The organism is Paenarthrobacter sp. YIM B13468, assembly GCF_042788025.1.
GTDB classification, from domain to species: domain Bacteria; phylum Actinomycetota; class Actinomycetes; order Actinomycetales; family Micrococcaceae; genus Arthrobacter; species Arthrobacter aromaticivorans.
Genome location: NZ_JBHZPI010000023.1, coordinates 79,127 through 92,239, shown reverse-complemented (window position 1 = coordinate 92,239; position 13,113 = coordinate 79,127). Strand labels below are relative to the sequence as shown.

Annotated in this window: 12 protein-coding genes; 2 read left to right on the top strand and 10 right to left on the bottom strand. The window is 61.5% G+C overall.

From position 1 onward, the window contains the following. Positions 1-141 precede the first annotated feature (141 nt). The 5 genes from ACFX4T_RS20095 to ACFX4T_RS20075 all read right to left on the bottom strand — a co-directional run bounded on the left by ACFX4T_RS20095 (position 142) and on the right by ACFX4T_RS20075 (position 5,339). Positions 142-912: a VOC family protein gene (locus ACFX4T_RS20095; protein WP_377653643.1), complete on the bottom strand. Its 771-nt coding sequence runs from the start codon at positions 910-912 to the stop codon at positions 142-144. Further along, positions 909-1,691 (bottom strand): VOC family protein, encoded by a 783-nt coding sequence (locus ACFX4T_RS20090; protein ID WP_377653641.1) that lies wholly within the window; start codon positions 1,689-1,691, stop codon positions 909-911. Before ACFX4T_RS20090 ends, ACFX4T_RS20095 begins: the two co-directional genes overlap by 4 nt. 137 nt (positions 1,692-1,828) lie before the next feature. Then, positions 1,829-3,100, bottom strand: a complete 1,272-nt coding sequence (locus tag ACFX4T_RS20085) for an MFS transporter (protein WP_377653639.1) — start codon at positions 3,098-3,100, stop codon at positions 1,829-1,831. Positions 3,101-3,176: 76 nt separating this feature from the next. Further along, on the bottom strand, positions 3,177-4,829 hold the full coding sequence (locus ACFX4T_RS20080; protein WP_377653637.1) for an amidohydrolase: 1,653 nt from the start codon (positions 4,827-4,829) through the stop codon (positions 3,177-3,179). A gap of 285 nt (positions 4,830-5,114) precedes the next feature. Then, on the bottom strand, positions 5,115-5,339 hold the full coding sequence (locus ACFX4T_RS20075) for a DUF3073 domain-containing protein (protein ID WP_024818182.1): 225 nt from the start codon (positions 5,337-5,339) through the stop codon (positions 5,115-5,117). Between the two features lie 243 nt (positions 5,340-5,582). Between ACFX4T_RS20075 and ACFX4T_RS20070 the strand changes: the two genes are divergently transcribed. Continuing rightward, positions 5,583-6,470, top strand: coding sequence for a hypothetical protein (locus tag ACFX4T_RS20070; RefSeq protein ID WP_377653635.1), 888 nt, complete (start codon positions 5,583-5,585; stop codon positions 6,468-6,470). An 8-nt stretch (positions 6,471-6,478) separates the two neighbouring features. On the opposite strand, the gene clpB is transcribed toward ACFX4T_RS20070, so the two are convergent. Continuing rightward, positions 6,479-9,136: an ATP-dependent chaperone ClpB gene (gene clpB, locus ACFX4T_RS20065; protein WP_216926589.1), complete on the bottom strand. Its 2,658-nt coding sequence runs from the start codon at positions 9,134-9,136 to the stop codon at positions 6,479-6,481. Between the two features lie 175 nt (positions 9,137-9,311). On the opposite strand from clpB, the gene ACFX4T_RS20060 reads away from it, so the two are divergent. Next, positions 9,312-9,929 (top strand): pyridoxamine 5'-phosphate oxidase family protein, encoded by a 618-nt coding sequence (locus ACFX4T_RS20060; RefSeq protein WP_377653632.1) that lies wholly within the window; start codon positions 9,312-9,314, stop codon positions 9,927-9,929. A gap of 3 nt (positions 9,930-9,932) precedes the next feature. Here ACFX4T_RS20060 and ACFX4T_RS20055 read toward each other — a convergent pair whose 3' ends face one another. From ACFX4T_RS20055 to ACFX4T_RS20040, 4 genes are read right to left on the bottom strand one after another with little or no spacing between them, the layout of a single operon-like run. After that, a complete protein-coding gene (locus ACFX4T_RS20055; RefSeq protein WP_216926591.1) occupies positions 9,933-11,012 on the bottom strand; it encodes a sulfate/molybdate ABC transporter ATP-binding protein in 1,080 nt (359 codons plus the stop codon). Further along, positions 11,009-11,833 (bottom strand): ABC transporter permease, encoded by an 825-nt coding sequence (locus ACFX4T_RS20050; protein WP_377653630.1) that lies wholly within the window; start codon positions 11,831-11,833, stop codon positions 11,009-11,011. The genes ACFX4T_RS20055 and ACFX4T_RS20050 overlap by 4 nt, the downstream gene beginning before the upstream one ends. An 8-nt stretch (positions 11,834-11,841) precedes the next feature. Beyond that, positions 11,842-12,636, bottom strand: coding sequence for a molybdate ABC transporter substrate-binding protein (modA, locus tag ACFX4T_RS20045; protein ID WP_377653628.1), 795 nt, complete (start codon positions 12,634-12,636; stop codon positions 11,842-11,844). Next, complete coding sequence (locus ACFX4T_RS20040; RefSeq protein WP_377653626.1) at positions 12,633-13,043, bottom strand: molybdopterin-binding protein; 411 nt, start codon at positions 13,041-13,043, stop codon at positions 12,633-12,635. The genes modA and ACFX4T_RS20040 overlap by 4 nt, the downstream gene beginning before the upstream one ends. Positions 13,044-13,113: the final 70 nt, after the last annotated feature.

Sequence of the window (13,113 nt, the reverse complement as noted above, 5' to 3'; positions counted from 1 at the left end):
TTTTTGATCGTGCAGGCCTGCCGACACGCCGCAACCCCCGGCGAGTCCTGGGATGTCCTGGCTCAAACAGGGTCAGGACGCCACGTTCCTCCCCGAGCCAACATCCCAAAGCTGCGGAGATTTTCCCCGGCGCCTGGATTTTCAGACCTGGATCAAACTGAGAACGCCGCCTTGGGGATCCTGGATGGTAGCCAGAGATCCTGGTTCTGGCTTGTCTTCCGGCTCCACGAGCACCACTCCACCTGCGGCTAGCGCTGCTTCGGCGGCTTTACGAACATCCGCCACGCCGAAATAGATCTGCCAACCGGCTTCTTCGCCCTCTTCGGCAGGGACAACCCCGGCCACTTCCCCGCCTTTGACTATCAGCGTGCTGTAGCTGCCGCCGTCGTCTTGGGGATATTCGGTGACTTCATGTCCGAAAAGCTGCTGGAAAAACGCGATGGCTGCTTGAGGTTCTGGAGTCAGCAGCTCAGCCCAAGCCAAGGCGCCGGCCTCATTGAACAGATGGCTTCCAATGTGGGTGCCCGCTTGCCAGATCCCCGTGGTCCCGCCGCCGGGTGGCTCGATGAATGCCAGGACGCCTGTATCGGCCACCTGCTCCGGGCCGAACGTGAGCTTCCCACCAGCATGGACGGCGTCTTCCGCTATCTCCTCAGCGTCCGTTGCAGCGAGATAGATGTTCCATTGGCCAATTTTGCCAGCAGCCTCCTGCATGGGATTCTGCGGAGCGACGACCGCCACCAGATCCTTGCCGACAAACGCCTGCGCATAACTTCGGCCGTCAGGGGTGGGCAGGTCAGTGAAGGTCCAGTCGAACAGCTTGCCGTAGAACTCCTTGGCCGCGGAAACATCGGGGGTCTGCAGATCGGCCCAGCAGGGTTCTCCGCTTGAATAATGGGTCCGGGAAGTCATACGGCAAGTCCTGTCATGATGCTGAATGCGGCGCCGGCCGGGTCCATGAGCACAGCCATTCGCCCGATGCCTGGAAGATCAAAAGCCGGAGCGATGACGTGAGCTCCAAGCTCAACAGCCCGTGCCACTCCGGCATCCACGTCCTCGACGCCGAAATACGTCATCCAGAAAGGCGAGAGTCCTTCAATCGGCAACTTCAGGGCACCGGCAATCCGCTTTCCATCCACCAGCAGGCTGGTGTATTCCTGAAGATCTCCTGCTGGTGCGGTATCGCTGCTGCACCCCGTCACGGCCTCGTAGAACTTCACGGCTTTGGGGACGTCGTCAGTCTGTAGTTCATTCCAAATCATGGTGCCGGGCTCATTGACCAGGCCGGATCCGGGGTGGGTTCCAGCTTCCCAGAAGCCGATCTGTGCCCCCGTGGGATCTATGGCGAAGAACATCCGTCCGCTGCCGTTCGGCACGTCGTCAGGTTCGAACAAGATGGACCCGCCTGCCGCCACAGCCCGTTCCGCCGCGTCATCCGCGGAGTCCACGGCTATGTAGTTGGCCCAATAGGACGGCATTCCCTCCGGAGCATCCGGCATTTGCTGCATCATGCCGGCAACCTTCCGTCCGTGGAGCTTCGCCATGTAGTACGTCATGCCGTTACCGGCGTCCATGGGATCCAGTTCCCAGCCAAAGAGCTCGGTGTAGAACTTCTTTGAGACCTCGACGTCGGTGGAGGACAGGTCCACCCAACACGGAGTCCCCTGCTTGTAACTCTCGACCACCGGCATGCCGTTCCCTTTCCTAGCAACGCAGGGTCACATACGGCCCATGTTGAGGCCTGGATTGGGCCCTAAGTGACCCCGCGTCGGAGTCTATGGGGACTACGCTATGGCGCTTCCACTGCTTGCGCCAGACGTGCGCCTGATTACCCGGGCAGCCGAACGGGTTCGACGTCGTCTTCCGTGGTCTGGCGCGACAGGCGCCTGGACAACGCCGTCATGACGACTACGGCCAGAAAAACTGGAACGCAGACCGCAAGGACGATATTCTGCGGTGATTGGCCTGCCGACAGCAGGATGCCGCCCAATGCGGGCCCGGCAATCGAGCCCAAACGGCCCAGCGCAGCGGCCCATGCGACGCCGGAAGTACGTGACGTGGCGGGATAAACGGACACGGCCACCGCAGCTTGCCCCACCATGCTGCTGGCCAGCCCCATGCCGACTCCCGCGAACAGGAGTAGGAGCTGCCATTGGCCGGGCTGCCCCAAGGCAATCATGAGCAGGAAGCCAATGGCCACAGACGCCGCCACGACCAGCATCCAACTGGTCTTGAATCGCACCGAAAAGATCATGAGTAAGAGCGCTCCCAAGATTCCGCCAATACCCAGCGAGGCTGCCCCGAGGGGAGCCATGGCAAGATCCAGCCCGAAGTTTGTGAGCAGAGTTGGGAGCCACGACGAGAACGCGTAGAACGTGGCGAAGATCAGAAAAGCAAAGAGCCAGAGAAGCACAGTGGGCAACGCGAAACCACGCCGGAACAGGCTCTGGACAGTCTCTTGGCCTGCCTTCGGCGACGGCCTGGGCGCATCCGCCTCGCTGATCCCAAACCACATGACAGGCACCAGGATGATGGGAAGCACCGCCCCGAGCCAGAAGATGGACTGCCATCCCAGCTCACTGATCAGCTTTCCTCCGCTCAAACCGGCCGCCAAAGACCCCGCAGACAGGCCCATGGTCACGAAAACGGCAATCCTTTCGCGCTGACCTCCGTCCCTGCCTGTTGTCGCGAGCGAGATAGCTGACGGTAGGACAGCTCCCAATCCGACCCCTGTCAAGAAACGGGCAATCGTCATGAAGGGAATCCCTGAAGACACGGCAGTCAGAGCGGACCCCAGGGCAAATACCACCACACCCGCAAGCAACATGCGACGCAACCCAAACCGAAGGGATAGCCGTCCGGAGAGCATATAGCCCGCCACCACTCCGGCGTTTGTGGCGATCAGTGGGGCAGCGAAGGCTGCGGGCGACAGAGACCAGTTCTTGGCCAAGCCCGGCACCGCAAGGCCCAAGGAGGCTGTATCGAAACCGTCGAGCAGCACGGCAAGAAAAGCGAGAATAATGACCAGCCAGCGTGACAGACCCTTGCCTGTCGCCACTGGCGGAAAGGGCGTCCCAGTGGGCGTACTGGATTCAAGCATGATGATTCCTTTCGAGGGCGCGGAAGATCAGCCGCCGTGCGGATGTCCGGCAGCGTTGGGGAAGAGTGGTTGTGGACTAGTAACCCAGCGAACCGTGGGTGATGGTGCCGGCCGCCATGGTCAGTTCCACTTCAATACTTGGAATTTCCTCGGGTTCCACGGCCCGCGGATCGTCGGAGAGGACGACGAGGTCCGCGAGCATTCCCGCGCGGAGAGTTCCCGTTCTGTGCTCCTCGGCTGCGCACCAAGCGCTGCCGTGGGTATACATTGCTAAGGCTTCCGATGTGCTGATGGCCCATTCGAGGCCCAGCACTCCCGCCGAGCGGCTACGCCGGGTGACGGAACTCGACATGCCGCGAAGAGGCTCGAAGGGCGCCACGGGGCTATCCGAACCTCCACCAACGGGCACGTTGACGCGGGAAAGATACTGCGACAGGGGCGCGATATTTGCCGCTCTTTCCCGTCCCAGATACTCGACGAATCCGCCACCCAGGGCAAAGTGGAGCGGTTCCTGTGCGGCCACCCCCACACCCAAGGCATTCAACCTGTTCCAGTGATCATCGTTGGGGTACAGCATGTGAATGAGGGTCCATCGGGCATCAGAGATGGGGCTCAACGCATGGGCTGCCTCAAAGGCATCAAGGGCCATATCAATACCAGCGTCGCCAACGCAGTGCGCACCTACTGGAAGGTTCGCACGATTGGCCGCCACGCAAATGGCTTCCAGCTCAGCCGCCGATTGGAACGATTTGCCACGCGGGAATTCGGGATCGTCCTGCCGTTCATAAGGATCGCGGTAGAAGCCCGTTTCTACACCGCCATCCACACAAACCTTCACGCCCAAGGTACGAAGCCAGACGTCATCGAGCTGTGCTGTTACCGCACCGGAATCGAGGAGGTCGACTGCCTCGTCAGCTGTGCCAGCCGGCGTCGGAAGCTTCCACATCATGGATACCCGGACCTTCTGCGCTCCCTCCCCGTAGATAGCTTGATAGGCAGCCATTTCATCCAAGGTCAGCCCGGGATCGATGACTGAAGTAATGCCCGCCGCGGCATACCGTTTCTGGACTTCCTCCAGCGCTGCACGATAGTCATCCATGCTCGGTTTAGGCAACTGGTTCAGCAAACCTGCAACGTGCGCGCTCCCTACGATCTGGCCGGTGAGCTTCCCGTTGTCGCGAATGTAGCTGGCGCCCTCGGGCGCAAGGCTGTCGTCCCCTATACCGAACAACGACATGGCCAGGGAGTTCAGCACAACGTTGTGTCCTCCCCGGCGGAGGATCACCGGATTCTTGGGGGCCACGGCATCAAGCTCGATCCGCGTTGGCATTCTGCCCTCAGCCAATCCGCTTTCATGCCAGTCACTTGCGGTTGCTACCCACGCCCCGGATTCGACGGTTTCTACTTGCCGCTGAACGACATCCAAGAGTTCCGCGACTGTACTGGCGCGGGCCAAGGAAGGCAGCAGCATGCCCATACCTGTGGACAACATGTGGTTGTGGGAGTCGTGGAAACCCGGACAGACAAACCGACCGCGTAGATCCACTTTCCTGGTGTCAGGTCCTGCCATGCCCAGCGCTTCAATGTCATTGCCTGCATAGACAATCCATTGGTCGGCTATGGCAATGGCCGATACTGGCCCCTTTGTGCTCGACGGCCCCGCCAGAACGTTTCCGTTATGAAAGATGACATCGGGAAACTTGTCCTCAATGTGTATCGTCCGTCCCATTTATGCCTCCTACCGGCCGCAGCCTGGTATTTCGAAATCCTCATGACCGTCATAAAGAGTCGATACCTGATAGAGACTGTAGACCCGACAGGGGTTGCGTGCAATGGTTTTTACAAATTTGGTATACCAAATTTCCAGACAAAAAAGAGGCCCTCGGGTACACCAACGAATGGCGTGCCCTACGGGCCTCTTTTAGAGATATTCGGCATCCGGAGATGCGCGACGACCTTAATGTACGACGGCGGTACGCAACTCAGTGCCAGAGGCACCGATTGTTTGCGACAGCTATCCGATACGGCGGGTGTCTACCTCGTCGTCATCATCTTCCGCGTACTTGTCCTCATAAGCCGAGTAGTCCGGCTCCGGGGGATCTTCGGGGAAGTGGCTCTTTACACGACTCGATGGGCCCGTGAGCTCACGCTCAAGTGCCGAGTAGTCAGTGTTCGGGGAGTAGTACTTAATGTCCCGAGCCTGCTTGGTAGCTTTTGCCTTTTGACGGCCGCGCCCCATGGCGTGACCCCCTTTTGTACTTGGACCGGAGGTGGTCACCTTTGCTATCGGTGAGGCCCCGGAATGTTTGGTCAATTTGTCGTATGTCTAGATTACATGCTTTCGGGGGTGCCTGTGTGCCACCTTGGGCCTGCGTCGAGTACAACTGCACCCCAAACCGCTCCCCACCACCTCCAATACACCCAAAAATTGGGTAGAGTCTGCCTCAATGCGGCTCCAAAGCAGGAAGGCAGACTCCGGGATATGAGCGAGGACAACACCCCACCACGTGATGATTCACCGCGGGATAAAGGCGAGGCCGGAGTGCCGCCTGCGCCCAAGGTACCGCCCACGCCGCCGCAGGCCCCCGGAGAGCAGCCGAAGCAACCTTCGGGAACACAGCCCGAGGCTTCAGGCCTCCAGCCCGATCCTGCGCCCGACCTTGACCCGGACTTCGTGCCCAATCCCAGCGACCAGCCTGATCCTGCGCTGCCCGCTTACTCCGGCCAGCCAGAGCCCTCAGGCCAGCCAGAATATCCTGACCAGCCTAAGCATCCGGCCCAGCCAGCAGGCCCCTACCAGCCACCCGGTTCCTACCAGCCAGGTGATCCCGCCCAGGATCCTCAAAACCCTCCGCACGGGGACCCTGTGAAACGCCAGCGGCTTGTCATCGGCGGAATCGTGGTGGGTGTCCTGGTGCTCATCGGTGTCGTGATCTGGGTGCTGTTGAACCTGTTGGGTACCCGGCCGCAGGCTGTGGTCACTACCCCGAGCCCCACCGTGAGCCTTGGCCCGTTACCACGGGATACAGAAGCCAAGGACTTCCAGGTAGGTGATTGCTTTGCAGACTTCGACCCCAATGCTCCCAAGGCCAGGGCCGTTCCCTGTGACACGGAGCATTCAGCCCAACTGGGCGCCGTCCACATATACCCCGCGGATGATTCCTTTCCCGGCACGAACGCGCTGAAGGACAAGGGCCGTGAAGTCTGCGGCAACGTAAAGCTGAATCACGAGGCGGCCGATAAGTACGTACTGCTTCAGCAGAACGTCTACCCGAGCACCACCAGTTGGGATCGGGGCGACCGCCGCGTTGATTGCTTCATAGTTGTGGATTCGGGCAACACCATCAAGGAAGACCTCCTCAGCAGGTAGCTCCCGAGTTACTTCTTCCGAACCAGTAGGCCTGTGCCCACGGACGGGCCGCCGTCGGGACCTGTCAGTGACTCGAGTCCGTCAATGGTGAGTTCATCAAGGTCGGCCGCAGTATCGACCAAAACGGTGTCGCCATCGGTGATCGTTCCGGCAAGGATTTCCTTGGCCAAGCGATCGCCGATCTCGCGCTGGACAAGGCGCCGCAGGGGTCGTGCACCGTACGCGGAGTCATAGCCGGACATCGCGAGCCAGGCGCGGGCTCCGTCGGTCACCTCGAGGGTCAGGCGGCGGTCCCGCAGTCGCTTGGTGAGTTCGGCAACGTGGAGCTCCACAATCCGGGCAAGCTCGTCCACGGACAGGGGGTCGAACAGAACGATCTCATCCAAACGGTTCAGGAACTCCGGCTTGAACGAGGCCTGCACCACCGCCATGACGGCATCACGCTTGGCTTTGTCATCCAGGGACGGGTCCACCAGGAACTGGCTTCCGGAATTGGACGTCAGTACCAGGATCGTATTGCGGAAGTCCACCGTCCGCCCTTGACCGTCTGTGAGGCGGCCATCATCCAGAACCTGCAGGAGGATGTCGAACACCTCTGGATGGGCCTTTTCCACCTCGTCGAGCAGCACAACAGAGTACGGGCGACGACGAACGGCTTCCGTCAGCTGGCCTCCTTCCTCGTAACCGACATATCCCGGAGGGGCACCGACCAGGCGCGCTACAGAGTGCTTCTCTCCATACTCGGACATGTCGATCCGGATCATGGCGCGTTCATCGTCAAAGAGGAAGTCGGCCAAGGCCTTTGCCAGCTCGGTCTTGCCGACGCCGGTTGGACCCAGGAACAGGAAGGAGCCCGTGGGCCGGTTGGGGTCGCTAATGCCCGCTCGCGCACGGCGGACGGCGTCCGAAACTGCCTGCACGGCCTTGGTTTGGCCGATCAGGCGCTTGCCGAGTTCTTCTTCCATGTGCAGCAGCTTTTGGGATTCACCCTGCAGCATGCGCCCGGCGGGGATGCCGGTCCACGCGGAGATGACCTCGGCAATATCGTCTGCGGTCACATCTTCCGCAACCATGAGGTCCGGTTTTGCATCGCCCCGGGCGGACTCCTCCTCGGCAGCCGCATTGAGCTCACGTTCAAGGGCAGGCAGCTCGCCATAAAGTATCCGCGAGGCCGACTCAAGGTCGCCTTCGCGCTGGTACTTTTCGGCCGCAGATCGCAGCTCGTCGATCTTCGCTTTGAGGTCACCGACCCGGTTGAGTCCGGCTTTCTCGGCTTCCCAACGGGCGTTCAGGGCCCTGAGTGCTTCCTTCTTGTCCGCCATGTCCGCGCGGAGGGCAGCCAGCCGCTCAACGGAAGCAGGATCGGTCTCGCCCTGAAGGGCCAGTTCTTCCATGGTCAAGCGGTCGACGGAACGGCGGAGCTGATCGATCTCCTCCGGCGCTGAGTCAATCTCCATGCGAAGCCGGGATGCGGCCTCATCCACGAGGTCGATCGCTTTGTCCGGAAGCTGACGGCCAGAGATGTAGCGGTTGGACAGGGTTGCTGCTGCGACCAAGGCGGAGTCGGCGATAGCCACCTTGTGGTGAGCTTCGTACCGTTCCTTCAGCCCACGCAGAATGCCGATGGTGTCCTCGACGCTGGGCTCGCCCACGTAGACCTGCTGGAAACGGCGCTCCAAGGCAGGGTCCTTCTCGATGTTTTCGCGGTACTCGTCCAGCGTGGTGGCACCAATGAGGCGCAGCTCGCCACGGGCCAACATCGGCTTAAGCATGTTGCCCGCATCCATTGCACTGTCACCCGTTGCACCAGCGCCAACAACCGTGTGGATTTCATCAATGAACGTGACGATCTGGCCATTGGAGTTCTTGATCTCCTCAAGAACCGCCTTGAGCCGCTCCTCGAACTCGCCTCGGTATTTGGCACCAGCAACCATGGAGGCCATATCCAAGGCAATGAGGGTCTTGCCACGGAGGCTCTCCGGGACGTCGCCCGCAACCATGCGTTGGGCGAGGCCTTCAACGACTGCGGTTTTGCCAACGCCAGGCTCACCAATGAGCACAGGATTGTTCTTGGTGCGCCGGCTCAGGACCTGAACCACGCGTCGGATCTCGCTGTCGCGCCCGATCACCGGATCCAGCTTCCCGGAACGGGCGATGGCAGTAAGGTCCGTGCCGAACTTCTCCAAGGCCTGGAACGTATTCTCGGGATCCGGCGAGTTGACCTTTCGGTCGCCGCGGACACCCGGCAAGGCGGCGAGGAGCGCTTCATGGGAGGCGCCGGCGTCGCGCATTAACTTTCCGACGGCGTCACTACCGGCGGAGAGCCCCAGCAACAGGTGCTCGGTGGAGACGAAGGAGTCACCGAGTTTGTCGGCTTCGTTTTGGGCAGCCTGGATGGCCTGCATGGACTGCCGGGAGAGCTGGGCTTGCTGGACCGAGCTTCCCGACGAGGACGGCAGCGCCTTGATGGCCGAACTGGCCTGAACACTGACAGCATCCGGATCAGCACCTGTGGCGCGCAGGAGAGCAACAGCAACGCCCTCGCGTTGGTCCATGAGGGCCTTCAGCAGGTGCGCCGGCTCCAATTGCGGGTTCCCCGCAGTGGAAGCGTTCATGGCGGCCGCAGAAAGGGCCTCCTGGCTTTTGGTAGTGAATTTGACGTCCAAAGAGAGCTCCCTTTCTGGAGTGAGACCAATACTTTTAAAGTTGAGTCTACTACGCTCAACTTTGCTTTGTGGTCCACTGCCTTCCATGTTTGCCCACGGCGAAACCCCTGTCCAGACAAAACCAGAGCTATGTGAATAACAGGGGGCCAGAAGCCCTCACCCGTAGGCTGAGGCCATGGAATCAATCTCCACCGTGGAACAACTGGAACAATTGATCGGTCTACCCCTGGATCGCGTGCGCCGAAAAGTGCGCACTTCACTGAGTGATTTCGACCGGCAGTGGCTGGCCGCCAGTCCCTTCTGCGTCATCTCGACGGCGGATGCCCAAGGCCGGGTGGACGCGTCACCAAAGGGCGACCCTGCAGGATTCATCGAGGTCCTGGATGACTCCACTATTGCCATCCCGGAGCGCCCAGGAAACAAGCTCGCCTTCGGCTTTCGCAACATCCTGGAAAACCCGAACGTCGGGATTTTGTCCGTGGTTCCTGGACGCACGGACACGCTGCGAATCAACGGAACGGCACGCGTCGTCAGCGACGCCGACTTCTTCGAGAAGATGACGGTCAAAGGCCACCGGCCGCGCGCCGCCGTCGTGGTCTCCATAGAGGAAGTATTCACGCACTGCGGCAAAGCCTTCATGCGCAGCGGCTTGTGGGAACCGTCAACCTGGGACTCCGAGGGCCTGCCGAGCATCGCGATGCTCTCCAAAACCTATGTCCAGCCCGAGGCTCCCCTGGAGGACCTTGAAACCTACTACGGGCCCGGTTACGCGGAGCGTCTTTACCGGGAGTAGGTCCTAGGCAGGATAGATCGAAACCAGCGCGGACTTCACGACGAACCGCACGTTCATGCCGGGCACCAGACCGAGATCGGCAGAGGCCGCAGGAGTGATATCGGCTGACAACGTGCCGCGCTCCCCCGTACCCGAACCGGCCGCCCTGACGCGGATCTGGTCGCCGTGCGGCTCCAGATCCCTGATGGTTACGGGAAACGAGTTGCGCGGGCTTCCGTGGACGTCGCCAAGGAAAACGGAAACGGCCGACGGCGGAAAGGCCGCCACGCCTTCCTGGCCGGGAGCAGGTGACCACTCGGGATCGTGTTGTCCGGCGAAAAGCCGGCCATCCGGCGTCGTGATTCCCTGCTCTGTGATCATTCCGCTGACGAGGTTGAGCCCCGCAAGTCCGGCTGCAAAGTGGCTTCGAGGGCGTTCGAGAACTTGGCGGGTTGGGCCCTCCTCGGAAATGCGCCCGTTCTCTACGACGACGACGCGATCGGCGAGCATGTAGGCGTCCAGGACGTCGTGCGTGACGATGATGGCGTTGCGTCCGGCCAGGACCCGTTTGAGGACGCGGCGCAGCAGCGGCGCCGCGTGGATATCCAAGGCTGACATTGGCTCATCGAGGAGCAGCAACTCGGGCTCGGCGGCGAGCGCGCGGGCTACGGCCACGCGTTGCGCTTGACCACCAGACAGCTCTGCCGGCTTACGGGATTCGAGGTGAATGGCTTCCACCTCTGTCAGCCACAGCCGCGCGGTTTCGCCGGCCGCAGCCTTCGATGCGCCCTTGCTGCGCGGCCCAAAGGCGACATTTTCCAGCACGCTCAGGTGCGGAAACAGCAACGCCTCCTGGGCGAGCAGCGCAGTGCCGCGCAGGTGCGGGGCACTCCACCGGTGGTTGCCGCCGTCGAGGTCAAAAAGCTGCCTGCCGCCAATTTGTGCACGTCCCGAATCCGGCCGCAGCAGACCCGAAATCACGCCAAGAAGCGTTGATTTTCCGGCGCCGTTGGGACCGAGAATGGCTAGCGTTTCGCCGTCGGAAAGTTTGATCGACATGTCGAAGTTGCGGGATCGAAGGCTCGCTTCCAGTTCAAACGTCATGGCTGGACGTCCGGACGGGCGCTTCCACCAGCGCTGGGGCGCCGACCATAGCTGAGGCCAACTACTGCCGCGGCAACCGCCACCAAAACCAGAGACAGGGCGACGGCGGCGTCGGCGTCAGTTTCGCGCTGAAGGTAAATCTCCAAGGGGAGGGTGCGCGTGACGCCTTGCAAGCTGCCGGCGAAGGTCAGGGTAGCGCCAAACTCGCCGAGGCTGCGCGCGAAGGACAAAACGGCGCCCGACGCGATCCCCGGCAGCACCAAGGGAAGTGTGACGCGGCGCAGCACCGTGGTTGGCCGGGCCCCCAGGGTCGCCGCCACGGCCTCGTACTTGCTTCCGGCGGTCCGCAGGGCGCCTTCGAGGCTCACTACCAGGAAGGGCAACGCCACGAATGCTTGTGCAAGCACCACGGCGGTAGTGGAAAACGCGATCTGAATTCCGGCCATTTCGAGCGACTTCCCCAGCAAGCCTTGCCGCCCGAATGTGTAGAGCAACGCAATACCTCCGACGACGGGCGGCAGCACGAGCGGCAACAGCACCAAGGAGCGCAACAGCCTCTGCCCGGGAAACTCCCCGCGGGCCAGGACGAGGGCCAACGGCACACCTAGCACGATGCACAACAGGGTGCTTGCTGCTGACGTCCTCAGGCTTAGGCCCAACGCATCGAGGGACGACTGGGAGGTGATGAGCGGAAGGAACTGGGACCAGTTCACGCGCACCAGCATCGCGAGCAGGGGCAGTACCACCAACAATCCGCCCACAGTGGCGATCACGTAGATCCACCGCGGGATGCCCTGGTAGCCGGAGGCGGGATTTCTCATTGACATCCCTATGATGGGCCGAAGCCAGCGTCGCTGAGGACCTTCTGGCCTTCGCTTCCGGCGACCATGGCAATGAAGGCGCGGGCGAGCTCCTTGTTCTTGCTACTGCCCACTGTGGCTATCGGGTAGGTGTTGACGGCCTTGGCGGACTCCGGGAATGGGATGCCCTTGACCTTGCTCCCGGCACCCTTGATGTCCGTGACATAAACCAGTCCGGCGTCCGCTTCCTGCGAGACCACCTTGCCGAGCACGTCGCTGACTGACGACTCTTCGCTGACGGGGGCCAGGGTGGTCCCCGAGGCCTTCTCTATGGTCTCCGTGGCCGCACCGCAAGGAACCTGGCTGGCGCAGACCACAACTTTGACGCCTGGTTTGGACAGGTCCGCGAAGGAAGAGATCGACGCCGGGCTGCTGGGCGGGACGGCGATCTCCAGTACGTTCGTGGCGAAGTTTTGGGCTGTGCCATCCAGGAGCTTCGCGTCGGCCAGTTTCGTCATGTTCTTGTTGTCAGCGGAGGCAAACACATCAGCCGGGGCGCCCTGGGTGATCTGCGTGGCCAAGTCTGAGGAACCGGCGAAGCTGAGGTTCACTGTTGTGCCAGGGTTTTTGGCTTCGAAGTCCTGGGCCAGTTGGGTGAACGTTGCTTTGAGGGACGCCGCAGCGAAGATTGTGATCGTTCCACCGGGTTGATTCCCGGTTGCCGCTGGGCCTGTGGTGTTGGAAGCACAGCCGGCAAGGCCTGCCGCCAGGACTACTGCGGCTACCGCGGCAAAGAGGGCGCTTGTGGTGCGTGTGAGCTTCATACGATGCTCTTTCCCTGCGGCGTTTCGATGATGACAGTAGTGGCCTTCACAACCGCCGTAGCCACTGACCCAAGTTCCAGGCCCAGCTCGCGCACGGCTTCGCTGCTCATGAGCGACACCACTCGGAAGGGCCCGCATTGGAGTTCGACCTGGGCCATGACCTTGTCCGCGGTGATACCCGTGACCAGCCCGACGAAGCGGTTCCGGGCCGAACTGCCAGTGCGTGTGGGATCGTCCGGAAGATGGGCCTGATCGCGGGCAACCTTGGCAAGTTCCAGCCCGTCCACAGCGAGCCGGCCTGCAGCATCCTTCCGGGCGGTGAGAGTACCGTTCTCGATCCAGCGCCTCACAGTATCGTCGCTGACACCAAGAAAACGGGCTGCTTCGGAAATCCGTATTTGCGGCATGGAATGATTCTAGTTCCGCAGATGCGGATTTTCGTGGGTGATTCCTCCGTAAAACGCAATATGACAGTTG

Bases quoted from the DNA above. Each gene is read 5' to 3' on its own strand.
- ACFX4T_RS20095 (WP_377653643.1), bottom strand. From the start codon at position 912: ATGACTTCCCGGACCCATTATTCAAGCGGAGAACCCTGCTGGGCCGAT.
- ACFX4T_RS20090 (WP_377653641.1), bottom strand. From the start codon at position 1,691: ATGCCGGTGGTCGAGAGTTACAAGCAGGGGACTCCGTGTTGGGTGGAC.
- ACFX4T_RS20085 (WP_377653639.1), bottom strand. From the start codon at position 3,100: ATGCTTGAATCCAGTACGCCCACTGGGACGCCCTTTCCGCCAGTGGCG.
- ACFX4T_RS20080 (WP_377653637.1), bottom strand. From the start codon at position 4,829: ATGGGACGGACGATACACATTGAGGACAAGTTTCCCGATGTCATCTTT.
- ACFX4T_RS20075 (WP_024818182.1), bottom strand. From the start codon at position 5,339: ATGGGGCGCGGCCGTCAAAAGGCAAAAGCTACCAAGCAGGCTCGGGAC.
- ACFX4T_RS20070 (WP_377653635.1), top strand. From the start codon at position 5,583: ATGAGCGAGGACAACACCCCACCACGTGATGATTCACCGCGGGATAAA.
- ACFX4T_RS20060 (WP_377653632.1), top strand. From the start codon at position 9,312: ATGGAATCAATCTCCACCGTGGAACAACTGGAACAATTGATCGGTCTA.
- ACFX4T_RS20055 (WP_216926591.1), bottom strand. From the start codon at position 11,012: ATGACGTTTGAACTGGAAGCGAGCCTTCGATCCCGCAACTTCGACATG.
- ACFX4T_RS20050 (WP_377653630.1), bottom strand. From the start codon at position 11,833: ATGAGAAATCCCGCCTCCGGCTACCAGGGCATCCCGCGGTGGATCTAC.
- modA (WP_377653628.1), bottom strand. From the start codon at position 12,636: ATGAAGCTCACACGCACCACAAGCGCCCTCTTTGCCGCGGTAGCCGCA.
- ACFX4T_RS20040 (WP_377653626.1), bottom strand. From the start codon at position 13,043: ATGCCGCAAATACGGATTTCCGAAGCAGCCCGTTTTCTTGGTGTCAGC.